Source organism: Paractinoplanes hotanensis, assembly GCF_023717965.1.
Taxonomy (GTDB): Bacteria; Actinomycetota; Actinomycetes; order Mycobacteriales; family Micromonosporaceae; genus Actinoplanes; species Actinoplanes polyasparticus.
Genome location: NZ_JAMQOL010000078.1, coordinates 40,438 through 65,131, shown reverse-complemented (window position 1 = coordinate 65,131; position 24,694 = coordinate 40,438). Strand labels below are relative to the sequence as shown.

Below are 24,694 nucleotides of genomic sequence, written 5' to 3'. Positions count from 1 at the left end.
CTGCCCGACCTGCGACACCGTCTTCCCCGAGTACTACCCACGCGACGGCTAACAAATCATGACGAAGCACTACTAGGTGCCGCCAGATGGGGTCTTCGGTGGCTGGGCGGCTCGCCAGGCCGCCGGCGTCGTGGTCACTCTCGCTGCCGCCAGTTGCGGTCGGTCTGTGGCCGGGCGGCTGACTAATTAGGCGAGCGGCGCCGTGGTCGGGGCGGGTGGCGCCAGTTGCGGTGTCGTTGTGGCCGGGCGGCTGGCCAGGCGAGCGGCGCCGAAGCTGCGTTGGTGCGGCCAGCTGCGGTTTTCGGTGGCCGGGCAGTTCGCCAGGCCGCCGGCGTCGTGGTCGCCGTCGCTGCCGCCAGTTGCGGGGTTCGATTTGGCCAGCCGGCTCGCCAGGCGAGGGGCGCGTGGTTGGGGTGGGTGCGGCCGGCTGCGGTCTTTGGTGGCTGGGCGGTCTGCCTGCCAGGGGCGTCGCTGCCGTCGGTTGCGGTCGGGCTGATCGCCGCGCCTGGAGTGGCGCCGCTGCCCTCACTGCCGCCTGTTGCGGGTCTGCAGGTGGGGCGGCTGGTTGTTGGGCGTGCGGGTGCTGCGGTCGTCTTGCCGTCGGGCGGTTTCGCTGAGTGCGACGAGACGGCAGTTCGGCGGGAGTCACTTGCGCCGGAGGAGGACTGGCAGTCGTCGTTGCCGCGTTGTCGATGGCCTCGGGCGGCGGGGCGAGCTTGTCAGCTGGTGGCTGCGGCTGCGGGATTTCCGGCGGCCCGGCCATGGTGGGCGATGAGGCGGGAAGGTCGCGCGGCTCGGCGTTCTCGGCGGCGCGGCGTGCACGGCGGAGGTAGGCGGCTTTGGCGGCGTGGCGTTGCTGAAGGCCCCAGGCGCGGTGACGCTCGTGCTCTCGGCGGAACTCGTCGCCCGCGGGAGACCAGTTTCGGGCCTTGGTGCGGTCGCGCATTTTTGCCAGTTCCGCCGTGTTGAACAACTGTAACTGCCGCATGCCATATATTCTCTCAGATGCGGCCGACAAAAGCCCGGACTCATCGGTAGTCGATCATGCCACATTGTCTTCGCCGATCAGCGGGGCGCAGCATCTATTTCTGCCTCGAGGTAGACTCGGCGTAAGCCTCAGTGAGGCCGATGGACAAGTCCTGAGCTGCACGTTTGCCAGGAAGAAGTATAGGGTAGCGGCAGCCGTCTTCGCACTCACCGAGGGCCAATTCATACTTATATGTTGGCACGCGCGCTAGCCGTGAAGCGGCGGTTTATCGCTACGTATAATCAGACACAGATCAATCCTGCGGCGATTGTAAATTGCGCCTGAGGAACGGCTGCTGAGATCTGAATTACGGAGGCGTGCCATTTCCCTCCTCGACTGGCGGCAACCACGCCAGCCACGACGTCCCAGGCCTGGCCAGCCGCCCAACCACCCAACGCCGCAACCGGCGGCAACCACGCCAGCCACGACGCCCCCGGCCTGGCCAGCCGCCCAACCACCGAACACCGCAATCCGCGCGGCCCGCAGGTGGGTGCCCAGATCGAGGTCCTCGTGGGCCGGGCCGGAACGCCGGCACCACAACCGACAGAAACGTCACGCCGGCCGCACCACCCGCGGCACCCGGCTCAGTGGTTCGACACTGTGCCGCCCGAACTCCAGCCGGCATCACGGTTTGCGGGCTACGGCGGCGTACTCGTCGGTGGCGCGCAGGTCGGCCGGTGAGGCGTCCGCCGCTGGGCGCCAGGTCGCGCACGGGACCAGGCCGGGCGGTAGTAGCTCGAGGCCGTCCAGGAAGCGGGCGAGGGCGTCCGGGTGGCGCAGATGGTAGGCGAGGGGTGCGTTCGCGTTCCAGACGCCGATGGCGGCCTCGAAGGCGGGGCCGTCGATGACGTTTGTGCCGTCGGCGGTGACCAGGTAGCTGCCGGATGGCAAGGGCGCCATCAGGCCTTGCACCACGGAGACGGCCTCGTCGAGGTCGGCGATGTGACCGAGGATGTTGGTCAGGATCAGCGCGACCGGGCGGGTCAGATCAAGGCCGGCCGACGCGATGATGGAGCCGGGCTCGCGCAGGTCGGCGTCCAGGTAGACGGCTTCGCCGTTGAGTACCTCGTGGGCGTGGGCCAGCACCAGCGGATCGTTGTCTACGTAGACCACCTGGGCGTGGGGGGCTGCGGCCCGGGCGATCTGGTGGGTGTGCTCGGCCGAGGGGATGCCGGTGCCGACGTCGAGGAATTGCCGCACGCCGGCGTCGGCGGCCAGGTGGGTGACGGCGCGCTTGAGGAAGGCGCGGGAACTGCGTGCCACGACCACGATGTCCGGGTAGAGCTGGGCGAATTCGTCTCCGGCCGCGCGATCGGCGGCGAAGTTGTCGGTGCCGCCGAGCCAGTAGTTCCAGACTCGGGCGGAGTGGGGGATGCCGGTGTCGAGCTGGGTCATTCCCGGAGTCTAGTTAGGACAAAGTCAGCGCGGCAGCCGCAAAATTGAACCGGCCCGCGCGCCCCGGAGCAGCTCTCCAAGAGAAAGCGAGCCGCGAGGGGAATCAGGCGCGCATCACCGTGGCGATCGGGATGCGGGCGGCTCGCAGGGCGGGGATGAACCCGCCCAGGATGCCGGCGACCAGGCCGGCGATGATGCCGGCGACGCCCGCCTCCCAGGGGAACTGCACGTCCTGCAGGATCGGCTGGGAGTCGCCTACCAGCATGGAGACCACGCGCAGCCCGGCTACGCTGACGCCGATCGCGGCGGCTGCTGTGAGCAGTCCGGTGAGCAGGGTTTCGACCAGGACTATGCCGGCCAGCAGGAAGCGGGGCGTTCCGACCGCTCGGCGCAGGGCGAACTCCTCCACCCGCTCGCCCACCGTGGCCAGGCCGACGTTGAGGATTCCGGCCACGCCGATCAGCAGCACCAGGCCGGCCATGGCGAAGAAGACCAGCTGCATCAGCGTCAGGGTCTTCTGCTGCTCCTTGCGGGTTTCGACCGTGTAGACGTACGGCTCGTTGCCCTGGCCCTTGAGCTTGCTGACCACGACCTGCTCGACCGGCGAGCCGGCCGCCATCATCAGGCGCAGCTCGCTGTTGGTGTTGGGGTCGGCCAGGCGGGAGGTGGGCAGCCAGGTGGTGAGCTCGTCCAGTCGTACGTAGGCCCTGGGTTGACCGTCGCCGTCGTCTACCACGCCGGTGAACTGGGGGGTGACGTTGTTGGTGGCGCCGCCCACGCGCATCTCGGCGGGCACTCGGTGGCGGTCGAAGGCCTTGGCCGCCTCGCGGTTGAGGACCAGCTTGGGCGCCATCGCCGGCACCGTCGTGAAGTTGAGCCACTGGCCCGAGACCTGGCGGAACGGGCGGAACTGGCGCACGTCGCCGGTGAGCGCGGTCAGCCGGACCTCTACGGCCTCGCCCTTGGGGCCGCCGATCGGCACGCAGCCGTTCTCGTCGCAGTTCATCGGCGGGCCCCAGTCCTCGTCGATCGGGGAGCCGCCCGGGTTGACCGGCGTCACGCCGGGTTCGCCGATGATGCCGCTGACGGCGAGCATCGCCACCGCGTCGGCGCGCCCGCGGACGGTGGTGGTGACCGTGTCGGCCGCCGCCTGCTGGGGCGCCATCTCCATGATGCGCGTGCCGTCGTACCCGGCCGTCAGTTCGAGGTCGGCCAGCAGCGCCCTTTCCGCGATGCTGGCGCCGGCCTGCACCACCACGACCGCGAGCACGCCGAGGAAGAGGCTGATCATCGACAGCAGCGTCCGGAGCTTGCGGGCCCGGATGCCCTGGAGGCCGATGATCAGGGAGGACCGGAACCGGCCCGAGAATCGTCTCATCGCACGGCCACCCGCTCGTTCAGCACGCCGTCGACCAGGTCGTGGGTGCGCCCCATCCGCGCCGCGTGGTCACGGTCGTGGGTGACCAGGATCAGCCCGCAGCCGCGCCGGGTCGCCGCCAGCAGGGCGTCGATGACGAGGGCGCCCGTCTCGGTGTCGAGCGCCCCGGTCGGCTCGTCGGCCAGCAGGATCTTCGGGTCGCGGACGAGGGCCCGGGCGATCGCCACCCGCTGTTGCTCGCCACCGGACATCTTCGTCGGCCGGTTCTTGGCCAGGTGCGCGATGCCCACCTCTTCGAGCGCTTCCATGACCCTCGTGCGTCGCTGCCGGCGCGGCAGCCAGCCCTGGCCGTTGACCAGCGCCATCGCCACGTTCTGGGCGGCCGTGAGGTGTTTGAGCAGGAAGAACCTCTGGAACACGAACCCGAAGTGGGAGCTGCGGAGCCGGGCCGCCCGTCTTTCCGGCACGCGCCCGATCTCCTGCCCCTCGAGCCGGTAGCTGCCCGAGTCGGCCCGGTCGAACAGCCCGATGACGCTGAGCAGGGTGCTCTTGCCCGAGCCGGACCGCCCGACGATCGCCACGCTCTGGCCGGCCTCGACGGTGAGGTGGACGCCGTCGAGGATCGTCCGCGGCTGTTCCTGGCCCTTGAGGACCTTGGTGACGCCGGCCAGTTCGATCAGCATGCTCATCCGTTGGGGCCCTTGCCGTTCGGGTCGCTGCCGTCGGCGCCGGGCGCCGCGGCCGGCAGGTCGGGACCGGGCACGGCGATGGTCTCGTCGCCCTTGAGGCCGGACTTGATCTGCACGACCTTGCCGTCGGTCAGCCCGAGCGCGACGTCGACGGTCCGGCGCTGCTGGTTGGCCCCGACGATGTCGACCTTGCCCTTGCCCTGCGTGCCCGCGACGGCTTCGACCGGCAGCACCAGCACCTTGGACGCCTTGGCCGTGACCACCTGGAGCGTCACCGAGGCGCCGTTGATCAGCTTCACACTGGCCGGTGGGATGCAGACCAGCCGCATGCCGGTCGCCTCGGAACCGTCGCTGCCGCCCTGGTCCACCTGTTCCGGATCGGGCACGGTCGCCACCGGGGGAGCATCCGACGCGCCGGGCGCCGGGGTGGTGGCGACCGGCGGCGGGGGCTCGGGGATGGTTCCGGCCGGCAGCGCCGCGATGGTGCCGAGCGCGGTGCAGGAGAACGGGCCGGGGCCGTTCTTGATCTGGGCGCGGACGTCGGTGACGGCGCCCGACACCCGGTAGGCCTGCGCGCTGTCGATCTCGGCCACGATGCCGTACCCGGAGTGCCGGGCCGAGACGATGGGCATGCCGGTGGTGACGTCGGTGCGGTCGTCCATGAGCCGCCCGGCCAGGATCGAGTCCTTCGGGATCATCACCTTGCGCGGGTCGCCGTTGTCGTCCCAGACCGTGGCCACCCACCTGGGCCGGACGGCGGCCGTGGTGGACGGCTTCTTGTCGAGCCAGCGCAGTTCGCCGTCGGCCGGGGCGACGATGCCGAAGACGGGGTTGATGGTGACCGAGCCGCTCAGGCTGATCTGGTTGCTCAGATTCTGCCGCTTCGGCTTGACGGTGGTGAGCACCGTGCCCCGCGCTTCGAGGCCGGGGGTCGGGACGCTCTCGTCGCCCGAGTCGCACCCGCCGAGGACCACGGCGACCAGGATCGCCATTCCCGCTCCGGTCACTCTGCGTGTGTCCACCAGTACCCCTTATGTCCGACCGATGGATCTCTATGGCGAGACCCGGCCGGGCAGAGGTTACAAGGGGAGCGCAAGCATCGATGTCCCAGCGCCGGGAACGAACGCGAAATACCTTGTGGTGATGGGCAGATGGCTCCGCGTGCTCGCGGATCTGGGCGTACGCACGAAGATCCTCGGCGCGGTCTGCGTCGCTATTCTGGTCGCTGTCGTGGTCGGCGCGGTCGGTCTGAGCGCGCTGGGCCGGTCGAGCGATGCGGCCGAGAAGATCTACGTCAGCAATGTGGCCGGGGTCAACGAACTGGGCAATGTGCGGACGTCGCTGGCCGCCGCCCGGATGAATGCCGCGAACGTCATGCTCTCGGCGACGGCGGCGCTCAAGGAGAAGTACCGGCAGGCCTTCGCGACCGACCTGGCGGCACTGCAGGATGCATTGGCGGCCTACCGCACCACCAACCCGGTGGTCGACGACGCCGCGGTCGACGAGCTGGCCGACGACTTCGTCAACTTCGAGCAAATAGTGCGGGACCGCCTGTTCCCGGCCGGAGCCCGCAACGACCTGGAGACCTGGCAGTCGGTGCGGGACGCCGAACTGGCGCCGCTCATGGCGGAGGTCGAGGCGGATCTGCTCGGCATGCGCGCGGCCGAGAACGCCGACGCCAAGGCCAATGCGGGCGCGGCGCGGGACGGGTACGAGTCGAGCCGTACGGTGTCGCTCGTGCTGCTGATCGCCGGCGCGCTCGTCGCGCTCGCACTCGGCGCTGTGGTGGCCCGTCAGATCGTGCGCTCGATGTCCATCGTCCGAACCGTGTGCGAGGGCCTGGCCGAGGGCGACCTCACCCGTACGGCCGGACTGGCCTCCCGCGACGAACCGGGGCGCATGGGCCAGGCCTTGGACGTGGCGGTGACCCGGCTGCGCGACACGGTGATGACCATCGACAGCTCGGCAGTCGCGCTGCGCGGCGCCTCGGAGCGCATGTCGGACGTCACCACCGGGATCGCCGTGTCGGCCGACGCCTCTTCGGAGCGGGCGCAGACCGTGTCGGCCGCCGCCGAGCAGGTCTCACTCAGCGTTGCCGCCGTCTCGTCCGGCAGCGACGAGATGGGCGCGGCCATCCGGGAGATCTCGCAGAACGCGGCGGAGGCGGCCCAGGTCGCGAGCGAGGCCGTCGGGCTGGCCGCGGGCACGTCGGCCACGATGACCAAGCTGGGCGAGTCGTCGGCCGAGATCGGCGACGTCATCAAGGTGATCACGTCGATCGCCGAGCAGACCAACCTGCTCGCCCTGAACGCCACGATCGAGGCCGCCCGGGCCGGCGAGGCGGGCAAGGGTTTCGCGGTGGTGGCGTCCGAGGTGAAGGACCTGGCTCAGGAGACCGGCCGAGCCACCGAGGACATCTCGAGCCGGGTCGAGGCGATCCAGGCCGACACGACGGGTGCGGTGACCGCGATCGAGGAGATCAGCCGCGTGATCGCGCGGATCAGCGACTTCCAGACCACGATCGCCTCGGCCGTCGAGGAGCAGACCGCCACGACGGCGGAGATGAACCGCAGCGTGGGGGAGGCGGCCGCGGGCACCGGGCAGATCTCGGGGAACATCGCCGGGGTGGCTGACGCGGCCCGCCGTACGAGTGAGGGCATCGCGCAGTCGCGGCAGGCGACGGCCGAACTGGCGTCGATGTCGGGCGACCTGAACGCGCTGGTGTCGAAGTTCCGCTACTGACAGCTGCATTTCCCGCCCTCCCACGTGCGGGCGGGAAACCGTACGGGCTAGATCTTGCCTGTCCCCGCGCCGGCGGTGACGGTCGCCTTGACCGTGTTGTTGGCCTCGGGGGTGTACGAGTAGGGGATCGCCGCGACGGACGCGCCGTTGCGCACCTGCTCGGCGCCCGAGTTCACCTTGTAGTTGTTGAGCACCTTGATGTTGCCCGGGTCGGAATCGCCGGTCTGGGTGACCGTCGGGCTCTTCACGTTCTCGAAGTAGTTGCGCTCGACGAAGACGCCCGCGTTCTCGGTGGACGCCACCCCGTACGACCCGATGTTGCTGTAGTAGTTGTTGAGGACGTGCACCGGGTTGGCGAAGCGCACGCGCGGGTGACGCTGGCCGGTGCCCTCGAACCAGTTGTGCACATAGGTCACGCGCAGCTTGCCGATGTCCTGCGAGCCGTTGTCGTCGCTGTGGCCGAGCAGCATCGACTTGTCGTGGTTGTGCAGCCGGTTCCACGACACGGTGATGAAGTCGGAGCCGCGTTTGACGTCGATCAGGCCGTCGTAGCCGCTGGCCAGATCGTTGTGGTCGATCCAGACGTTGGTGGTGTTGGTCTGCACGTTGATCGAGTCGTCGCTCGCGTTGCGGAACACCATATTGCGGATGATCACATTGCGGACGCCGGACAGGTTGAGGCCCCCGCCGGTGATGCCGGAGCCGGAGCCGACGCCGATCACCGTCTTGTTCGAGGCCACGTTGTACATGCCGGAGATCGCGATGAGGCCCGAGACCCGTACGGTCTGCGAGGCGCCGGCGCTGAGAGCGGACTTCAGCGCGGACGCCGAGGTGACCGTGACGACGGTGCCGGCCGAGCCGCCGGGCGTGCCGCCGTTCAGCGCGGCGTAGCCGACCGGGCTGCTCTCGGCGGCCGACGCCTCGGCCTGGCCGATGCCGACCAGGCCGCCGACCAGCAGGACACCGGCCGTGAACAGGCTCGTGCGCCGTCGGCGGGGGCGGGTGGATGTGGACATGGACTTTCCTCCGTACCTGGTGGGGTGAGGCCGGCGCCGCGCGTCGGTGGAGGCACGCGATGCCGGCCGATCATTCCAGGTAAGCGCTTACCCGGGCCGACCATAGGGCAGTACATTTATAAGTGTCAATGCACGAAGGAAATCGTCTGACATAAGGTTCAACCAACATTCCTAAACGGCGTGGTCAGCGGGGGAGGGTCGGAAATCCCCTTCGACGATGTCCTCCGGATGGGCGCCGGCCCGATCCACCCGAGCGGGTCGTTTGGGGAAGGCCCCGTGCGGGGAAGAAGATCAAGGTCAGTTTCCACCAATTCGAGGAGATGTGATGAGTGCGGTGACAGACCCCGCGACAGTGGGCAACAGCCTGCGTGTCGGCGCTGGTTTTTCGCAGGGCGACCTCAACTGGATCGCCGAGCAGTTCGCCACGCTCGACGCGCGCCTAGCCGGCTTCCACGCCGACTCGACCGAACTGGAGGTCTCGGTCAAGGACCGCGAGGCCCGCGGTCAGAAGGTCACGCTGGAATGCTGGATCGCCGGCCGGCAGAAGATCGTCACCACCTCGAGCGAGGAGGATCTGCACGCGGCGCTCAACGACGTGCGCGACGACCTGCGCCGCAAGTTGAACGACGCCAAGACCAAACAGGAGCCGCGCAACAACCGGCACCTGCGCGAGCACGCGGAACCCGGCGAGGAACCGGAACTCGTCGAGTAGTTCGTTGAGCGCACAGTCAGTCCGGTGCGCGCAGCTAGTTCGGTCAGCGCACAGCCCGGGCCGGTCACGGCCCGGGCTGTGCCGTGTTCAGCGGGGGCGGGCCAGGCCGAGGTCGTAGGCGACGATGGTCGCCTGCACCCGGTCGCGGGCGCCCAGCTTGGGGAGCAGGGCGTTCACGTGGGCCTTGACCGTGCCCGCGGTGATGCCCAGCACCTCCCCGATCTCGGCGTTCGAGCGGCCCGTGGCGATCTGGGTCAGCACGTCCCGTTCGCGCGGCGTGAGCCCGGCCAGCCGCGGGTCGTCGTCGCGGGCCGCGGTGACCGCGCCGGTGGCGAAGGCGTCGATCAGGCGCCTCGTCACGGAGGGGCTGAGCATCGCCTCGCCCGCCGCGACGGTGCGGATCGCCGCCACCAGCGAGGCCGGGTCGGCGTCCTTCAGCAGGAACCCCGACGCGCCGGCCCGCAGGGCCTGGAAGACGTACGCGTCCTGGTGGAAGGTCGTCAGCACGATCACCCGCGGCGGCTGCTCGCCCGCGGTGAGCCGCGCGGTCGCGGTGAGCCCGTCCATGCCGGGCATGCGCACGTCCATCAGCACCACGTCGGGGCGCTCGCGGGCCACCAGGTCGAGCGCGGACAGGCCGTCGGCGGCCTCACCGACAACGGTCAGGTCGTCCTGCGAGCCGACGATCGCGCACAGGCCGGCGCGCACCATCGCCTGGTCGTCGACGACGATCACACGGATTCCGATGACGGCACCTCCGGGGTCCGCTGTTCCGGGATCTGCTGTGCCGGGATCTGCTGAGCCGGGCGCAGGTTGTCGAGCAGGCCTCGCATCGCGGCCAGGGCAGCGCGGGCGGCATCGAGCACGCCGTCCAGATCGTCGCGCTCGGCCGCCTGGGTGACGCGGCCGGCCGCGGACAGCACCGACGTCTGCAGGCCGGCGGCAACCCGTGCCCGCTCGTCGCGTGCCCGCTGCTCGGCGTCGGCCGACACGACGGCCACCGCGCCCTCCTCGTTCCGCAGGCGGCGTTGCCGGCGGCGGCGGGCGTCCCATCCGGCCAGCCAGCCCGCGCCGAACGGCACGGCCAGGGTGAACCAGGCGCAAACCGCGGTGAACAGAACCAGGGTGACCGTCTCGGCCGGGGTCAGGGGCGGGGGCGTGCCGCCGTACGCCTCACCGCCGGCGCCGTCCGAGAGGGCGAGCAGGACGGCGAAGCTGAGCGCGGACGAGAACACGAGGGCGACCAGGCCGATCCAGGTGAGCTTGGGCCGGGTCGCGTAGGCCGCCACCGCGTACGCCGCCGCGATGTCCGCCCCGAAGTTGAAGACGAAGAGCCAGGCCTCCTCGGGCGGCGCCAGGCCCACGGCCATCAGCAGGGGCCCGAGCCACGCGGTCAGCGCCACCGCGATCGTCGTGGTCCACGGGCGCTTCCGCCGCCACAGCAACGGAGCGGCGTGTGCGAGCACCGCCAGCAGCAGCAGTGTGGCCGCCGCGGGCGGCACGCTGCCCTCCTCGATCATGAGGGCCACCCCGGAGAGAGGCAGCAGCAACGTCAGAAGGGCCAACCCCGCGTCCAGTACGACCTGACTACGCAGCCAGACCCGGAGGCGCACGGGCGCGGCCACGGCCGGGAGCACGGCTCGGACCGACCAGCCTCCCTCCGTACGGGGACCGGCCGTGACCGTGCCGCCGAAGGCCGCCGCCCGCTCGCGCATGCCGGTGAGCCCGCGCCCGCTGCCCAAGCCCTCGACCGGCGCCGTGGCCCCGTCGTCCTCGACGGTCAGGGTGGCGCCCGTGCGGTCGTACGTCCGGGAAACCCGCACCGTCGCCCCGGGCGCGTATCGCAGCGTGTTGGTCAGCGCTTCGCGCGCGATGCCGTGCAGGGCTTCCGCCTGCTCGGGCGGCGGGTCGCCGGTGACCTCGACGTGCACGATCTGGCCGAGCTGGCGGAAGTCGTCGGCCAGATCGGCCAGATTCGTGGGCTCCTGCGCCCGGGGCAGCACGTCGACCAGCTGATGCAGGGCGGCCAGGGTCTCGCGGCCGGTGCGCGCGGCGAAGTCGAGCGCCTCGGCCCGCAGCTCGGGCTTGCCGATGAACTGGGCGGCCGAGGCGTTCACGACGATGGACGTCAGGTGGTGGGCGCTGACGTCGTGCAGCTCGCGGGCGAGGCGCCGCTGCTCGGCCGCCGCCGCGTCCCGCCGGGCCTGCTCGGCCTGCTCCAGCCGGTGGGCGGCCGCGTCCCGGTCGTCGAGCCAGCGCCGCCGCACCCGCCCACCCGCGGCCACCAGCGCATAGAACGCGACGGAGACGAGCAGGTCGAGCGGCTCGTCGTCGAACACCAGCGCGGCCTGCAGGACGAGAAGGCCGGCGACGACCAGCGTGGTCGCGCGGCGCGAACAGCGCAGGGCCACGTGGAACAGGGCGACGGACTCGGCGATCGAGAGCACGAGCAGCGCGTCGCCGGGAAAGAAGTATTCCTGCTGCGGGGTGGCCCAGGTGCCCAGGGCCAGCCCACCCGACACGATCGCGACCGCCACGACCGGCCGGCGTCGCCGCAGCACGAGACCACCGCCGACGACCGCGACGACCGCGACCGCCGCGGCCAGCCGGGTCGGGTCGGCCCGGCCGAGCACCGGCACGGGCCAGTACGCCAGCTGCGCCCCCACGAGCAGCGCGGGCAGCACCCAACTCTTCCAGCGACCCATGATGCGGACACCCTATCTATGCCCTGGGGCAGGGGTCGGATTCCGGCCCAGGCCGGATTCGCCGGGGGACGCGGATCGACAGACTTCTCCCATGCCTTCCGTGCAGTACCACCGCCTCGCCCGCACCCCCGCCCACCGCTGGTGGCGGCCCGTGCTGGGCACCCTGTTCATCCTGGCCGGCGGCGCGATCGTCGCCCTCTTCTCGTACCTTGCGGTCACCGCAGTGGCTCTGCTGGCCGGACAGCCGAACAACGCGGACGGGATGCCCAGCTTCGGCGACCGCGCCGACCTGGCCCTCGGCTTCCTGTCCATCGCGGTGCTGTTGCCGCTGACCCTGCTGGCGGCCCGGTGGATCCAGCGGCGCCCGGCGGGCACGCTGTCGTCGGTCACCGGACGGCTGCGGTGGCGGTTCCTGCTCACGTTGCTGCCGGTCGCGCTGGTCGCCGTCGCGGTGCTGCTGGCCGGTGGTCTGGGCTTGTCGACGGTGACCGGCGTCGAGGACACCGGCCTGGCCGACGACCTGGCCGGGTGGGGTCCGTTCGCTCTGTCGATGGTGCTGTTGCTGCTCGTGGTACCGCCGCAGGCCGCCGCGGAGGAGTATCTGACCCGGGGCTGGCTGCTGCAGGCGGCCGGGGTGTGGTGCCGCCGGCCGTGGGCGCCGATCGTGTTCCAGGCGCTGGTCTTCGCGGCCGCGCACGGATGGGGGACACCGTGGGGGTTCGCCGATCTGTTCGTCTTCGGCGCGGTGACCGGCTGGCTGACCGTGCGTACCGGCGGGCTGGAGGCGGCGATCGCCCTGCACGTCGTGAACAACCTGCTGGCGGCCGGGGTGGCGGCGGCGTACAACCGGCTGACCGTGACCGAGACGGCGGCTGACATGCCGTGGCAGATGTTCGCGGTCGACCTGGTGGTGCTGCCCGCCTACGCCGTGGTGGTGCTGGCGCTGGCCAAGCGGCAGCGCCTGGTCACCTCAGGCGACGTGGCGGGCGGGGGGCAGCCCGCCTCGGACGACGTAGTGGGCGGGGCGCCGTTCGCCTCAGGCGACGTGGCGGGCGGGGCGCAGCATGGTCAGGGCGCGCAGAGCCTCGGCGCGGGAGATGGGCTGGTCGTCCTCGGCCTGGACGGCCAGGGCCATTTCGATCGCCTGCCGGATCCAGGTGGTCTTGGGGACCTCGGCCGCCTTGGCGGCGGCCGCCACAGCCTGCTCGAGCTCGACCGGCAGGCGGAGCGAGCGGACGACCATGACGGTCGACCCGGCGGGCGGTAGCGAGTCGAGCAGGGCCCGCTCGTCCTGCGGGGCGGGCGGGGGCTCGAACGAGAGCCCGTTCATGAACGAGATGAGCTGTTCGGGGGTCTGCGGTGTCGCGTCGTCGTGACTCATCGGGTCTCCTCCCACCGGCTGAACTCTTTCAGCTCGTCGTCCGCCATCTCCCGCGCGCCGATGACCTTCCAGGTGAAGCCGGTGGTCTGGTAGACCGCGACGATCAGCGGTCGACCGGCCACCGTGCGGCTCCACACGGTGAGGACCGGGACGCCGGTGGCGCTCACGGCCCGCCGGGGCCAGCGCCGGCGGGCATCGAGCGCCTGCCAGACCTCGTAGGGCTCGATGCCGAGCAGGGCGGCCAGCGCCCAGTCCTCCCATTCGTACGGCACCACCCCAGCGTACTACGCGCGTGATACGAGGCGCTGGGCTCGATGGGCGGCCATCCGCACCGGATCGTTGGCGAAGCCGTAGCCGCGGTAGCCGCCGATCCGCTGGACGATCTCGATGAACACCCGGTGGCCGAGGACCGGCGTGAAGAGCTGGAGGTACTGGCCGTGCTCGTCGGAGTCGTAGAGGGCGCCGAGCTTGCGTACGGTGTCGCGCAGTTCGGGTGGCAGGTCCGTGCGAGCGTCGAGGTCGTCGTAGTAGTTGCCCGGGATGGGCACGGTCTCGAGGGCGGCGGCGGTGCGGGCCAGGTCGTCGGTGAGCAGGGTGAGGCTCTGCGGGTGGGGGACGGCGGGGGCCCAGTCGCCGCGGCGCAGCAGCGGCACACTGAGCGCCAGGCGGACCCGGCGGTTGGCGTTGCGGACGGCCAGCGTGCGGACCAGGCCGAACGGGGCCGCGAACTCGCCCGCCTCGTCATCGGTCAGGCCGAGGACGCTGCGGTAGAACAGGGCCGCTTCGTCGTAGCGGTCGAACGGCTGGGCCAGCGAGAGGTGGTCGATGGCGGTGATTCCGGTTTCCCGCGTACGGGTCTCGCCCGTCGGCAGGAAGTCGTCCAGCCAGTAGTCGCCCCGGCAGAAGAAGATCTCGGTGCCGTCCGGCGCGGACACGGCAGTCAGGTCCGCCTCGCTCTGTCGCCGGCGGCGGGGGAGGGGCTCGGCGAGCAGCTCGGCGGCTCGCCTTGCCGAGGCGGCCGGGTCGGTGCTCTCGAGCGCGAACGCGCGGATCGCGGCTTCGCCCTCGGCCGGGCGAGGCGCTCCCGAGTTGAGCAGGATCCGGGCGGAGCCCTGCTCCCACAGCTGGACAGCCTTGGACCGGTGCTGCCCGGTGTGCGCGAAACCCAGCGCCCGTAGCAGGTTGTCGAGCTCGGGTCCGGTCTCCGCGTCGACGCCGAGCTCCACGAACGCGATGCCGTCGAGGGCGGGCGCCGGGGTGAGCGTTTCGCATGGTCCGGCTGGACGGGTTTCGCGTGATCCGGCTGGACGAGTTTCGCTCGGTCCGGCTGGACGCGTGAGGGTGCCGGCCAGGGCGATCAGGGAGCGGCGGGCGTCGACGGCCGTGCGATGGGGGTCGGCCTGGCGGAAGACGTCGTTGAAGACCTCCAGCGACAGCGGGCCGCGGTACCCGGCGTCGAGCACCGACTGGGTGAAGCCGGCGAGATCGAGCCGGCCCTGCAGCGGGAAGAGGCGGTGGTGGCGGCTCCACTGCAGCACGTCCATGTCGAGGCGGGGCGCGTCGGCCAGCTGCAGGAAGAAGATGCGGTCGCCGGGCAGGCCGGCGATCTTCCCGTACGCGTCGGTACGCGAGAGAACGTGGAAGCTGTCCAGGCAGAGGCCGAGCGCGGGGTGCTCCGCGTGCCGCACGATCTCCCACGAGTGCTCCCACGTCGAGACGAACCGCCCCCAGGCCAGCGCCTCGTAGGCGATCCGCATGCCGCGCTCGTCCGCCATCTCGGCCAGCCGTCGCAGCTGGGCCGCTGCGAGCGCGTCGTCGTCGACGGTGTCGGGCGCGACGGACGAGCAGATGAGAACGGTGTCGGCCCCGAGCCGCGCCATCAGGTCGAGCTTGGCCCGGAACCGCCGCTCGACGGTGGCGAACCGCTCCGGCGGAGCGCCCTCGGCATCGCGGAACGGCTGGTAGAGGTCGATCCTGAGCCCGAGATCGGCCACCCGCTGCCGGATCGCCTCGGGTGAGCTGACCGAGGCGACGAGGTCGTTCTCGAAGATCTCGACACCATCGAACCCGGCGCCGGCCGCGGCGTCCAGGCGATCCTCGAGCGTCCCGGAGAGGCAGACGGTGGCAATACTCGTCCGCATCGGACCTCCTTTGTACGAACCAGTACGTTCACACTAGGAACGGCGAGGCGGGCCGGCAAGCCCAGACGGCGACCAGGCAAGGATCCTAGGACGGTTTACCCGTGGTGGCGCACGGCACCGCCCGGCCGCGACTGCATCTTGTCGAGGCGGATGGACGGTCAGGCCGTCGCGGCGAGGGTTGCCGGGGGGATGGCGTGGCCGGTGGTGAAGAAGTTGGTGGGGTCGTAGGTGGCCTTGATCCGGCGCAGGGTGGCCCAGTTCGCCGGGGTGAAGGCGGTGGCCGTGCGGGTCGGGTCGGCGAGGAAGTTCAGGAAGCTGGTGCCGTGCCCGGACGCGGCCAGGGCCGCGGCTGTCATGGGGGTGGGGACGCGGTCGAGGATCACGGAGAGCGGGTGGGCGCGGTGGGCGGCGGGGCCGGTGTCCTGGCTTGTGCGGCCGGCCCAGTGGCGGATCTCGACGGTGGTGTCGGGTTCGGTGATCAGGGCGGCGATCAGGCTGTCGTCCAGTGTGGAGACCTGGTCGAAGGTGCGGGCGGAGGTGCCGCCCATGGCCGCCTCGGCGTAGGGGAGGGCGCTCATCGTGCCGGAGCGGACCGGACCGGCCTGGGCCAGCAGCGGGGCGAGCAGGCGGCGGCCTTCGGTGGGGTCGCCGGCGTACAGGGACTTGATGGTCAGGGTGTTGTCGCGGGTCAGCACGACGGCGGTGCTCAGTTCGTCCGGGATGCTGTCGATCCAGTGGCGATAGAAGGTCAGCACGTCGGCCGCCCGGGTGCGGTCGAAGGTGACGGCGCCGGCGTAGACGGTCGATACGGGGTGCAGGCGGAACTCGAGCGCGGTGACCACGCCGAACGAGCCGCCGCCGCCGCGCAGCGCCCACAGGAGGTCGGGGGTGGCCGTGCGCAGGACTCCGTCGGCCGTGACCACCTGCGCGCGGAGCACGCTGTCGGCGGCCAGGCCGTACGCCCGGGCCAGCCAGCCCAGGCCGCCGCCCAGGGTGTAGCCGGTGACGCCGACGTCCGGCGACGAGCCGGAGAGCGGGGCCAGGCCGAACGGCGCTGCCGCCTTCAGGACGTCTCGCCAGCGGGCGCCGGGTGCGACGCGCGCGACGCGGCGGTCCGGGTCGACGAGGACGGAGGTCATCGCGCCGGTGTTGAGCAGCAGCGCCCCGTCGTGGGCGACGTGCGTGCCGTGGCCGGTGGCCTGGACAGCGAAGGGCAGCCGCTGTTCGCGGGCGAGACGGACGGCCGCCTGAACGTCGGCCGTGCTGTGGCCGCGCACCACGACCGCGGGTCGCGGGTCGAGCGCGGGGTTGAGTGGCCGGCGGAACTCGTCGTAGCCCGGCTCGCCGGGGCGGAAGGTCGTCGTCATGCCGTTTGGACCGGGCCGGCGACCGAAACTCATCGCCGCGCTGTCCCCGAACTGCCGGGGGCAGGTCGAAGGGGGAGTCAGGCGCGTTTGTGGAGGGCGAACGTCGTACCTCATGCGTTCCGCCGTCGGAGACTCACGGCGGCTGCGACAAGCAGCGCCACCGGCCAGAGGACGGCAGCAGCCGCCCCGCGCCCCAGCTCGAGCAGCGCGGTGTCGGGCAGCCACGCCGCGCTCGAGGGGAAACGACCCAGCATCACCGGGCAGAGGATGAGATAGAGGATCAGCCCGGCCGCGACGGCGGCCACCGCGTTGCGCAGAATCCCACCCAGCCCGGCGCCGGCGAGAGCCACGCTGACCAGATACGGCGTCCCGGCTGGGGCGGCGAGGACGGCGACGACAGCCACGAGCGCGATGGCCTTGGCGGCGGCGAGGCCGAAGCGCCGGGGGACAGCGAGCAACGTCGCCCTGATCTGACCACCCGACTCGTACTCGTGCGTCGCGGCCAGGACGCCGAAGACCAGGAACCCGGCCTGCGTCCACCGCAGCGCCGTCCGGATCGGATCCGTCCCCGGCGCCGCCCGATGGGCCGCCAGCGCCAGCACCACCGTGGCGGCCCAGGTGAGCCCGGCGGCCCACCGCAGCGACGGCAGCGTCCCGAGCTTGCGCAACTCGGCGTGGACGGCGTTTCCCAGCCCGGCCATGGCTGCGAAGCGGGCGGGCGGATGGGCGCGGGTGGGGCCGGCGGAGGAGCTGGGCGACGATGCGACGGTCATGCGGACCGCCGGGTGAAGAAAAAGCCGGCGGCGACCAGGAAAGCAGCCACCCAGGCCGTCATCACCAGGCCGGCGGTCACCGGCGGGATGTGGGTCTCACCGGGCATGCTGCGGAGGAACATGTGAGCGCCGACGATGTCGGGCAGGTAGGCCGCCCAGGGAGTCAGCTTGGTCAACAGGTAGGAGACCGAGACCACCGAGCTGTTCACGATGAAGACGGTCAGTGTGATGATGCCGTTTCGGAAGATCAGGGTTGTCGCGAAGGCCAGGAGGCCCAGCAGGGTCCAGTAGAGGACGGCCGCTGCTATGCGGGCCGGCGCGAACGGCGGCGCGTAGTCGGGCAGCATGACCTGAGTCAGCACCATGGTGGCGGAGGCGGTCAGCGTGCCCTGGACCGCCACGACGAGGGACAGGGCCACGCCCTTGGCGACCAGCAGGCGGGAGCGCCGGGGCATGGCCAGGAGCGTCGCCGTCATCTGGTGGGCGCCGGGCGAGTCGTCCCCGGTGGACGTGTATTCGCTGCTCACTGCCACCACGCCGAGGATCAGCGCGCCGAGCAGGCCGATGCCGAGGTTCTCGTAGCCCAGGTCGGCGATCCGCTCGGACTCGAGCGCCCGGCGCAGACCGGGGGTGTTGACGAAGACCAGCGCGGGCGCGGCGACCAGCCCCAGCGCCAGGCCGACCCAGGCAGTCGGCAGGCCGAGCAGCTTGGACAACTCTGCCCTCACCACGTGGCTGCGCCCGTCAGGGAGAGGAACGCGTCTTCCAGCGAGTCGTGGTCGCCCCGGACCTCGGCCGGCGTGCCGCGGGCGACCACCCGGCCGTGATCGATCACGACCACGTCGTCGACCGGGAAGTCGAGCAGATGACTGGAGAGCAGCACCGTGCGTCCCTCGGCGGCGCATCGGCTCAAAAGCGCGCGCATCCACTGGATTCCCGCCGGGTCGAGGCCGTTGAACGGCTCGTCGAGCACCAGCACCGGCGGGTCGCCGAGCAGGGCCGCGGCCAGGCCGAGACGGCGGCTCATGCCGAGGGAGAACCGGCCGGCCCGTTTGCCGGCCGCCGCGGTGAGGCCGACCGCTTCGAGCACCTCGTCGACCCTTGCTCGCGGCAGCGCGTTGCTCGCGGCCAGCCAGCGCAGATGGGCCCGCGCCGTGCGGGCGCGATGAGCGCCGCTGCCGTCGAGTAGCGCGCCGACGACCGTCAGAGGGCGCGGCAAGGACGCGTACGGCTGGGAATTGATCGTCGCCGTGCCCGTCGCGGGCCGGTCGAGCCCGAGCAGGATGCGCACGGTCGACGTCTTGCCGGCGCCGTTGGGGCCGAGGAAGCCGGTGACGCGGCCGGGGCGGGCCTCGAAGGACACCTCGTGCAGGATGCCGGGGCGGCTCACCCGGTCGATGGAAATCATGCGGGAAAGTCAACGGGAGGGCGCCGGCGATGTCGTCGGACCACGGTCAGAACTTTGGCGGCCTCTCGGACCAGGGTCTGAGAACTACAGTCGGCGGCATGAGCGCGAACCGTCGTCCCGAAAGGCGATCCCGGGCCATCCCGGTGCTGGTGACGGTCGGCGTGGTCACGGCCGTGGCGATGGTGACCGGCGGCGTCGAGGGCCGGTCGGCGACCGTCATCCCGGCGCTGTTCGTGGCCGGGGCGGTGACCGCCGCGGTCTGGGCCGTGCTGCGGTGGCGGGCCGACCGCCGGGCCTACGAGCAGCGGCTCACCGAGTGGGCCGCCGCCGAGGCCGTCCAGTCGGAACGCCTCAAGATTGCCCGCGACCTGCACGACATCGTGTCGCACGGGCTCGGGCTGATCACCGTGCGCGCGGCCTCGACCCGTCACCTCGACAAGCCGCCCGAGGTCGCCGACGCCCTCACCGACATCGAACAGGCGAGCCGCGGCGCCACCGCCGAACTGCGGCGCATGCTCACGGTTCTGCGCGAGTCCAGCGCACCGCAGCCCGGCCACGACATGCCGCCGTCCGACCGGAAGATGCCGCAGAACGGCCGGGCCGTGCCGCAGTCCGAGCGGGAGGCGCGGCGGCCCGGCTGGGAGGTGCGGCAGTTCGCGGTGGCCCCGCGGGCCCCGGTCGACGACCTCAGCGTGTTGCCGGCGATTGTCCGAGCGGCTCGGAACGCCGGTGTCCGCCCCGAACTGACAGTGACCGAACTCGGCGAGGTGTCACCCGGCGTGCAGCTGGCCATCTGCCAGACCGTGCGCGAAGCCCTGAGCAACACGGCCCGGCATGCCGGCCCCACCGATGTCCGTGTCGTCGTCCGTCGCGACCTTGAGGTGCTGGTGGTCTCGGTGGCCGACAACGGGCCCGCTCCGGGCTGGTCGCACGCGCCGGGCGCCGGGCACGGGCTGCTGGGCCTGCACGAGCGGATCACCGCGCTGGGCGGCACGCTGGCCGCCCGCGAGAATGGCGGCGGTTTTCAGCTCACCGCCCGCATTCCGGACGAGGCGGTCGCCCCGTGACCGCCGTCCGCGTCCTGCTCGTCGACGATCAGCCGCTGCTCCGCCGCAGCCTCGCGATGATCATCGACAAGGAACCGGATCTCGAGGTCGTCGGGCAGGCCGGTGACGGCGTCGAGGCGCAGCGGGAGGCGCGGGCCACCCGGCCCGATGTGATCCTCATGGATGTGCGGATGCCCCGGGTCGACGGCCTCGAAGCGACCCGCCGCATCTGTGCCGACCCCGCGCTCGACCGGGCGCGCGTGCTCGTGCTGAGCATGTTCGAGCTCGACGAGTACGTGCACGAGGCCCTGCGCGCCGGCGCGTCCGGCTTCCTGCTCAAGGACGCCCGGCCGGAAGACCTGCTCGAGGCCGTCCGCCGCACCCACCGCGGCGAGTCGCTGTTCGCGCCGTCCATCCTTACCCGGCTGGTCCACCACTTCACGTCCGCGCCGAACCCGTCGCCGCGCCGCACGTCGCTGGGCGGCCTCACCGGCCGCGAGGTCGACGTGCTCACGCTGGTCGGGCGGGGGCAGTCGAACGACGAGATAGCGACCACGCTGATGATCTCCGTGAAGACCGTCAAGACCCATCTGACCCACCTGCTGGCCAAGCTGCGGGCGCGCGATCGGGCCCAGCTGGTGATCACCGCGTACGACTCGGGACTCGTGGTTCCGCGGGTTGCGGAGCGGACTGTCCGTTCGGGACACTGCAGCCGTGACTGACGATCTGTCGACGAAGCTGAACGTCGAGTTGCCGCACTCCGCCCGCGTCTGGAACTACTGGCTGGGCGGCAAGGATAATTTCGGGCCCGACCGCGCGGTCGGTGAGCAGGTCAAGGCCGTGTTCCCCGAGATCGTCGACGCGGCCCGGCAGACCCGGGCGTTCCTGGGCCGCGCGGTCACATTCCTCGCGGCCGAGCGGGGCATCCGCCAGTTTCTCGACGTCGGCACCGGTCTGCCGACGGTCGACAACACCCATGAGGTCGCGCAGCGTGTCGCGCCCGACGCCAAGATCGTCTATGTGGACAACGACCCGCTCGTCCTCAGCCATGCCCGGGCGCTGCTGACGAGCACGGCCGAGGGCGTCACGACGTACATCGACAAGAACTTGAAGGACGCGGCGGGCGTCATCGAGGAAGCGAAGCGGACGCTCGACTTCTCGCAGCCGGTCGCGCTCATGCTGCTCGGCGTGATGGGGCACGTCCAAGACCCGGCCGAGGCGCGGGCCATCGTGCGGGGGCTGGTCGCGGAGCTGCCGCCCGGCAGCTACCTCACGATGTCGGACGGCACGGCCACCAGCGAGCGGGTCATCGAGTCGCACCGGCAGTACAACGAGAGCGGCGCCGTGCCCTACCACCTGCGGGAAGTTGCCGACTTCACCTCGTTCTTCGACGGCCTGGAGCTGGTCGAGCCCGGCATCGTCCCGATCCCCGAGTGGCGCCCGGCCACCGACGACAAGGTGACCGTCGACGGCTACGCCGGGGTCGCGCGCAAGCCGTAGTAGTGGTGCTGCGCCGAGGTCGCGCGCGGGCCGTAATGAGGTTGGCGACTGCGCCCAGGCCGTAGTGGGAGCGACGGCTACGCCAGGGTCGCCCGCAAGTCGCAGCGGGGCCGGGCGCCGGCTTTGCCGCGCTTGTCGGCGTGGGGGCGCGGGAACCTCAGGCGGCGAGTTCGAAGTCGATGCGCCGGGCACGCACTCGGCCGGCGGCGGGGTGCTGCTGCGCGGCGACCTCGAAGCGGTGCATGCGCGGCTGGAGGTCGCGGAGGACGGCGGCCAGCAGGTCGGTCATCGAGATGCCGAGCGCCCGGCAGATGGCCGCGAGCATCTCGGACGACGGTTCCTTGCGGCCGCGCTCGACCTCGGAGAGATGGCCGATCGACATGCCGACGGCGTCGGCCACCTCGCGCAACGTGCGGCGCTGCGCCAATCGCGTGCGCCGCAACACCCGGCCGATGAGCTCCCGCAGCATCATGAGCCGACCCTAGCGCCTGCCGCCCACCGACGCCGACCCGAAACGCGCGTGCCGCCCACCGACGCCGACCCGAAACGCGCCTGCAGTCCACCGACGCCGACCCGAAGCGCGCGTGCCGCGACGCCGACCTGGAACCGCGTGCCGCGACGTCGGCTCAGAGCGCGGGCGTGCCGTGGCGGTAGGCGTGGACGGGTCAGGCGCCGGCTTTGCGTTCGCGGAAGGCGATCATGTTCATCCGGTTGCCGCAGCGGACGGTGCAGAAGCGTTTCGAGCCGTTGCGGGACAGGTCGAGCACCAGGCCGTCGCAGTCGTCGGCTCCGCAGATGCGCAGGCGGCTCATCTCGTTCATGCGGATCACGTCGGTGAACGCCAGCGCGACCTCGGCCCGGATCCGCTCGGCCAGCGGCGCGTCGGGCGAGGTGGCGTGCATGTGCCAGTCGAGCCCGTCGTGCCGGGTGAGAAACGGCAGGGCCTTGGCGTCGCGCAGCATGCGGTTGACGACCTCGACCGCGTCGTCGCGGTCCAGACCCCAGACCGACCGGAGCAGCGTACGGGTCTCGCGCACCTCGTCCAGCTCGGCCTCGTCATGGTCGATGCGGCCCGTGTACGTGAACCGGGTCAGCAGCGTGGCGAGCTGCTCGACGGTGGCCAGCTCGTCCTCGCCGCTCCGGGAGCTGCCCGGTGTCGTGTTGGCCAGCGCCACCACGAAGTTGAGCGATTCCTCCGTGTCAGGGGCAAAAAGCAATTTGACTCCTCACTGAGTCGAGCCTAGCGTCAGGGGTATACGCAATTTAGCTCATGACAGCATCGCTCGGCCCATGCCAGCAACGCGTGATCGGAGGCGGAAGTGAAGCCCCAGCACCTCGGCGTGGCTGCGATGGTTCTGTCCGCAGTGTCGTTCGGCACGTCCGGCGCGTTCATCAAGCCGCTTCTCGAGGCCGGCTGGTCCCCGGCCGCCGCCGTCACCGTACGCGCCCTCGCCGGCAGCGTCGTCCTCCTGCCCATCGTCCTGTTCGCGCTGCGCGGCCGCTGGCCGGCCCTGTGGCGCGCACGCTGGCGCGTCCTCGGCATGGGCCTGATCGCCGTCGCGTTCACCCAGCTCGCCTACTTCGCCGCGATCTCCCGCATCCCCGTCTCGACCGCCCTGCTCATCGAATACCTGGCCCCGCTGCTGCTGGTGCTCTGGGCCTGGGCGACAACCCGGCGGATGCCCCGGCCGGCGGTCCTGCTCGGTTCGGTGCTCGCCATCGGCGGACTGGTGCTGGTCATCGGCCCGGGCGCGTTGCAAGCGGTCGACCCGCTGGGCCTGGCCCTCGCCTTCGCCGCCGCCGTCGGCTGTGCCGTGTACTTCGTGGTCGCCGCCCGCCCCGCCGACGGCTTGCCACCGGTGGCGCTGGCCGGGGCCGGTCTGCTGCTCGGCGGCCTGGCGCTGGGCCTGATCGGCCTGACCGGCGCCCTGCCGCTGGAGACGGTCGGCGGCGACGTGGCGCTGCTCGGCGGCTCCGCACCCTGGTGGGTTCCGCTGGCTGTCGTGGCCATCGCGGGCACGGCCATCGCGTACGCCACGGGGATCGCCGGATCGGCCCGCCTGGGCTCCCGCCTGGCGTCGTTCCTGGGCCTGCTCGAGGTCGTCTTCGCCTCGATCTTCGCCTGGCTGGTGCTGGGCGAGTCCCTGACCCTGCTGCAGATCCTGGGCGGCGCCCTCATCCTGGCCGGCATCGCCTCGATCCCGTCCGAGTCCACCGAGACGACTGCCGCCCTGGAGCCGCAACCCGAGGTGATCCCGGTCGCCGGCTGACGGACCTCAGGCGTGCGGCCCCACCTTCACCTCGCCGACGGTGAGGGTGGGCGTCGCGCCGAGGATGTGCCCGAGCCGCTCGACCTCGGTCTCCAGCGCGCTCAACCGTCGCCTCGGCAGTGGTTCCAAGGGCTCGACGGTGACCTGCACGCGACGGCCCGAGAGCCGATGGTGCCAGACACCGGCGGCTCGCCCGTCGATCAGCAGCACCGGATAGTTGCCGGCCTGGCCGCGGGCGAGCGCCCGCTCGAAGGCCCGGCCCGGAAAGGTCACGGCCCGGGGGCGCGCTCCCACGCCGTACGCGTCGAAGTAGGGCAGCAGCCGGACGCCCGCCGGCACGGATGCTCCGAAGGCGTCGTCCCCGGCCAGCAGCATGGTCTCGTCGCCGTCGATCGTCACCGGTTGCAGCTCGAGCGACGAGAACACGTCCGCGATGAAGCGCGGGGGAGCGGCCAGCCACCGCGCGACCTGCGCCGGCGTCGCCGGGCCGTACGACCGCAGGTAGCGCCGGACGACCTCCCGCAGCGCGGCCATCGGCTCCCACGGCTCGAACGAGGGCGTCCACACCGTGGGACTGGTGTAGGTGACGTTGCGCCCCCGCTGCGGCCCGAAACACAACACTCCCTGGGTCAGCGGCGAGCCGACGATCGTGCGCCACCGCGGCCACATGGTCTGGAACGCGGGCATGACCAGGTCGCCGGCCCACGGGCCGGCCCGCGCCGCCACCTCGGCCGACAGCTCGTCCATGGTGAGACCGCCCTCCGCCGCACGCAACGTCTCGTCGAGAGCCGACACGACCCGGCCGTTCTGCTCCGGCGTCATCCGTACGTCCGCCGCGAACGGCGAGGAGTGTGGCAGCGCCGCGAGCGCCCCCGTCCACAACCCCAGGTCGCGGGCGGGCAGCAGGTGCACCGTGCCGCGCGGGCCGAACGTCTTGACCAGCGACCGGTCCGTCCACAGCGCCTGGCGCACGTCACCCCGCGTGGCCCCCGGCAGCCGCATCGCCACCGAGATCTCGGCCGCGGACAGGATCTGCGCGTGCGCTCCGCACATCGCCGCGACGACGCCGGCCGGGTCGCTTCCGGGTGACGCCAGGTGGTTGCGCTCGACGCGGCGGGCGATGACAGCGGGCCAGGACAGCATG

Annotated in this window: 22 protein-coding genes and 1 pseudogene; 7 read left to right on the top strand and 16 right to left on the bottom strand. The window is 71.5% G+C overall.

Annotation, left to right across the window (positions count from 1 at the left end):
• Nucleotides 1–1,651: 1,651 nt before the first annotated feature.
• The 4 genes from LXN57_RS44135 to LXN57_RS44120 form a co-directional block, all read right to left on the bottom strand.
• Nucleotides 1,652–2,422, bottom strand: a complete 771-nt coding sequence (locus LXN57_RS44135) for an SAM-dependent methyltransferase (protein WP_251804289.1) — start codon at nt 2,420–2,422, stop codon at nt 1,652–1,654.
• A gap of 103 nt (nt 2,423–2,525) precedes the next feature.
• Nucleotides 2,526–3,800 (bottom strand): ABC transporter permease, encoded by a 1,275-nt coding sequence (locus LXN57_RS44130; RefSeq protein WP_251804288.1) that lies wholly within the window; start codon nt 3,798–3,800, stop codon nt 2,526–2,528.
• The gene (locus tag LXN57_RS44125) at nt 3,797–4,489 is read right to left on the bottom strand and encodes an ABC transporter ATP-binding protein (RefSeq protein WP_251804287.1); all 693 of its coding nucleotides are present in this window, start codon (nt 4,487–4,489) and stop codon (nt 3,797–3,799) included. Before LXN57_RS44125 ends, LXN57_RS44130 begins: the two co-directional genes overlap by 4 nt.
• Nucleotides 4,486–5,511, bottom strand: a complete 1,026-nt coding sequence (locus LXN57_RS44120) for an efflux RND transporter periplasmic adaptor subunit (RefSeq protein WP_251804286.1) — start codon at nt 5,509–5,511, stop codon at nt 4,486–4,488. Before LXN57_RS44120 ends, LXN57_RS44125 begins: the two co-directional genes overlap by 4 nt.
• A gap of 121 nt (nt 5,512–5,632) precedes the next feature.
• On the opposite strand from LXN57_RS44120, the gene LXN57_RS44115 reads away from it, so the two are divergent.
• A complete protein-coding gene (locus LXN57_RS44115; RefSeq protein ID WP_251804285.1) occupies nt 5,633–7,231 on the top strand; it encodes a methyl-accepting chemotaxis protein in 1,599 nt (532 codons plus the stop codon).
• Nucleotides 7,232–7,278: 47 nt separating this feature from the next.
• On the opposite strand, the gene LXN57_RS44110 is transcribed toward LXN57_RS44115, so the two are convergent.
• The gene (locus tag LXN57_RS44110; protein ID WP_251804284.1) at nt 7,279–8,247 is read right to left on the bottom strand and encodes a pectate lyase family protein; all 969 of its coding nucleotides are present in this window, start codon (nt 8,245–8,247) and stop codon (nt 7,279–7,281) included.
• Nucleotides 8,248–8,572: 325 nt separating this feature from the next.
• On the opposite strand from LXN57_RS44110, the gene LXN57_RS44105 reads away from it, so the two are divergent.
• On the top strand, nt 8,573–8,959 hold the full coding sequence (locus tag LXN57_RS44105) for an HPF/RaiA family ribosome-associated protein (protein ID WP_251804283.1): 387 nt from the start codon (nt 8,573–8,575) through the stop codon (nt 8,957–8,959).
• 87 nt (nt 8,960–9,046) lie between these two features.
• Here the strand turns inward: LXN57_RS44105 and LXN57_RS44100 are convergent, their stop codons facing one another.
• Together LXN57_RS44100 and LXN57_RS44095 are read right to left on the bottom strand one after the other, a co-directional pair.
• Nucleotides 9,047–9,670, bottom strand: a complete 624-nt coding sequence (locus tag LXN57_RS44100; protein WP_251804291.1) for a response regulator — start codon at nt 9,668–9,670, stop codon at nt 9,047–9,049.
• Between the two features lie 20 nt (nt 9,671–9,690).
• Nucleotides 9,691–11,664: a sensor histidine kinase gene (locus LXN57_RS44095; protein WP_251804282.1), complete on the bottom strand. Its 1,974-nt coding sequence runs from the start codon at nt 11,662–11,664 to the stop codon at nt 9,691–9,693.
• A 91-nt stretch (nt 11,665–11,755) separates the two neighbouring features.
• On the opposite strand from LXN57_RS44095, the gene LXN57_RS44090 reads away from it, so the two are divergent.
• Complete coding sequence (locus LXN57_RS44090; RefSeq protein WP_251804281.1) at nt 11,756–12,931, top strand: CPBP family intramembrane glutamic endopeptidase; 1,176 nt, start codon at nt 11,756–11,758, stop codon at nt 12,929–12,931.
• Nucleotides 12,932–13,041: 110 nt separating this feature from the next.
• Here the strand turns inward: LXN57_RS44090 and LXN57_RS44085 are convergent, their stop codons facing one another.
• The 6 genes from LXN57_RS44085 to LXN57_RS44060 form a co-directional block, all read right to left on the bottom strand.
• Nucleotides 13,042–13,317, bottom strand: coding sequence for a hypothetical protein (locus LXN57_RS44085; protein ID WP_221374631.1), 276 nt, complete (start codon nt 13,315–13,317; stop codon nt 13,042–13,044).
• 12 nt (nt 13,318–13,329) lie between these two features.
• The gene (locus LXN57_RS44080) at nt 13,330–15,186 is read right to left on the bottom strand and encodes a bifunctional sugar phosphate isomerase/epimerase/4-hydroxyphenylpyruvate dioxygenase family protein (protein ID WP_251804280.1); all 1,857 of its coding nucleotides are present in this window, start codon (nt 15,184–15,186) and stop codon (nt 13,330–13,332) included.
• Between the two features lie 158 nt (nt 15,187–15,344).
• Entirely contained in the window at nt 15,345–16,553 is a 1,209-nt protein-coding gene (locus LXN57_RS44075) for an FAD-binding oxidoreductase (protein ID WP_251804279.1), read from the bottom strand.
• Nucleotides 16,554–16,663: 110 nt separating this feature from the next.
• Complete coding sequence (locus tag LXN57_RS44070; protein ID WP_251804278.1) at nt 16,664–17,326, bottom strand: hypothetical protein; 663 nt, start codon at nt 17,324–17,326, stop codon at nt 16,664–16,666.
• Nucleotides 17,323–18,054: a hypothetical protein gene (locus tag LXN57_RS44065; RefSeq protein WP_251804277.1), complete on the bottom strand. Its 732-nt coding sequence runs from the start codon at nt 18,052–18,054 to the stop codon at nt 17,323–17,325. Before LXN57_RS44065 ends, LXN57_RS44070 begins: the two co-directional genes overlap by 4 nt.
• Nucleotides 18,051–18,734 carry an ABC transporter ATP-binding protein gene (locus LXN57_RS44060; RefSeq protein WP_251804276.1) on the bottom strand — a complete coding sequence of 228 codons (684 nt, stop codon included), beginning with the start codon at nt 18,732–18,734 and terminating at the stop codon, nt 18,051–18,053. The genes LXN57_RS44065 and LXN57_RS44060 overlap by 4 nt, the downstream gene beginning before the upstream one ends.
• Nucleotides 18,735–18,832: 98 nt before the next feature.
• On the opposite strand from LXN57_RS44060, the gene LXN57_RS44055 reads away from it, so the two are divergent.
• From LXN57_RS44055 to LXN57_RS44045, 3 genes are read left to right on the top strand one after another with little or no spacing between them, the layout of a single operon-like run.
• Nucleotides 18,833–19,801 (top strand): sensor histidine kinase, encoded by a 969-nt coding sequence (locus tag LXN57_RS44055; RefSeq protein ID WP_251804275.1) that lies wholly within the window; start codon nt 18,833–18,835, stop codon nt 19,799–19,801.
• The gene (locus LXN57_RS44050; RefSeq protein WP_285904750.1) at nt 19,798–20,502 is read left to right on the top strand and encodes a response regulator transcription factor; all 705 of its coding nucleotides are present in this window, start codon (nt 19,798–19,800) and stop codon (nt 20,500–20,502) included. Before LXN57_RS44055 ends, LXN57_RS44050 begins: the two co-directional genes overlap by 4 nt.
• Nucleotides 20,471–21,280 carry an SAM-dependent methyltransferase gene (locus LXN57_RS44045; protein WP_438872983.1) on the top strand — a complete coding sequence of 270 codons (810 nt, stop codon included), beginning with the start codon at nt 20,471–20,473 and terminating at the stop codon, nt 21,278–21,280. The genes LXN57_RS44050 and LXN57_RS44045 overlap by 32 nt, the downstream gene beginning before the upstream one ends.
• Nucleotides 21,281–21,509: 229 nt before the next feature.
• Here the strand turns inward: LXN57_RS44045 and LXN57_RS44040 are convergent.
• A pseudogene (locus tag LXN57_RS44040) lies at nt 21,510–21,752 on the bottom strand (helix-turn-helix domain-containing protein); the annotation flags it as partial.
• A gap of 193 nt (nt 21,753–21,945) precedes the next feature.
• A complete protein-coding gene (locus tag LXN57_RS44035) occupies nt 21,946–22,497 on the bottom strand; it encodes a CGNR zinc finger domain-containing protein (RefSeq protein ID WP_251804273.1) in 552 nt (183 codons plus the stop codon).
• A gap of 102 nt (nt 22,498–22,599) precedes the next feature.
• On the opposite strand from LXN57_RS44035, the gene LXN57_RS44030 reads away from it, so the two are divergent.
• Nucleotides 22,600–23,550 carry an EamA family transporter gene (locus LXN57_RS44030; RefSeq protein ID WP_251804272.1) on the top strand — a complete coding sequence of 317 codons (951 nt, stop codon included), beginning with the start codon at nt 22,600–22,602 and terminating at the stop codon, nt 23,548–23,550.
• A gap of 6 nt (nt 23,551–23,556) precedes the next feature.
• Here the strand turns inward: LXN57_RS44030 and LXN57_RS44025 are convergent, their stop codons facing one another.
• Nucleotides 23,557–24,693 (bottom strand): winged helix DNA-binding domain-containing protein, encoded by a 1,137-nt coding sequence (locus tag LXN57_RS44025; RefSeq protein WP_251804271.1) that lies wholly within the window; start codon nt 24,691–24,693, stop codon nt 23,557–23,559.
• Nucleotide 24,694: the final 1 nt, after the last annotated feature.

Excerpts from the sequence above, each read along its gene's own strand:
- LXN57_RS44135 (WP_251804289.1), bottom strand. The coding sequence starts at position 2,422 with ATGACCCAGCTCGACACCGGCATCCCCCACTCCGCCCGAGTCTGGAAC.
- LXN57_RS44130 (WP_251804288.1), bottom strand. The coding sequence starts at position 3,800 with ATGAGACGATTCTCGGGCCGGTTCCGGTCCTCCCTGATCATCGGCCTC.
- LXN57_RS44125 (WP_251804287.1), bottom strand. The coding sequence starts at position 4,489 with ATGAGCATGCTGATCGAACTGGCCGGCGTCACCAAGGTCCTCAAGGGC.
- LXN57_RS44115 (WP_251804285.1), top strand. The coding sequence starts at position 5,633 with ATGGGCAGATGGCTCCGCGTGCTCGCGGATCTGGGCGTACGCACGAAG.
- LXN57_RS44110 (WP_251804284.1), bottom strand. The coding sequence starts at position 8,247 with ATGTCCACATCCACCCGCCCCCGCCGACGGCGCACGAGCCTGTTCACG.
- LXN57_RS44105 (WP_251804283.1), top strand. The coding sequence starts at position 8,573 with ATGAGTGCGGTGACAGACCCCGCGACAGTGGGCAACAGCCTGCGTGTC.
- LXN57_RS44100 (WP_251804291.1), bottom strand. The coding sequence starts at position 9,670 with ATGGTGCGCGCCGGCCTGTGCGCGATCGTCGGCTCGCAGGACGACCTG.
- LXN57_RS44095 (WP_251804282.1), bottom strand. The coding sequence starts at position 11,664 with ATGGGTCGCTGGAAGAGTTGGGTGCTGCCCGCGCTGCTCGTGGGGGCG.
- LXN57_RS44090 (WP_251804281.1), top strand. The coding sequence starts at position 11,756 with ATGCCTTCCGTGCAGTACCACCGCCTCGCCCGCACCCCCGCCCACCGC.
- LXN57_RS44080 (WP_251804280.1), bottom strand. The coding sequence starts at position 15,186 with ATGCGGACGAGTATTGCCACCGTCTGCCTCTCCGGGACGCTCGAGGAT.
- LXN57_RS44075 (WP_251804279.1), bottom strand. The coding sequence starts at position 16,553 with ATGACGACGACCTTCCGCCCCGGCGAGCCGGGCTACGACGAGTTCCGC.
- LXN57_RS44070 (WP_251804278.1), bottom strand. The coding sequence starts at position 17,326 with ATGACCGTCGCATCGTCGCCCAGCTCCTCCGCCGGCCCCACCCGCGCC.
- LXN57_RS44060 (WP_251804276.1), bottom strand. The coding sequence starts at position 18,734 with ATGATTTCCATCGACCGGGTGAGCCGCCCCGGCATCCTGCACGAGGTG.
- LXN57_RS44055 (WP_251804275.1), top strand. The coding sequence starts at position 18,833 with ATGAGCGCGAACCGTCGTCCCGAAAGGCGATCCCGGGCCATCCCGGTG.
- LXN57_RS44025 (WP_251804271.1), bottom strand. The coding sequence starts at position 24,693 with ATGCTGTCCTGGCCCGCTGTCATCGCCCGCCGCGTCGAGCGCAACCAC.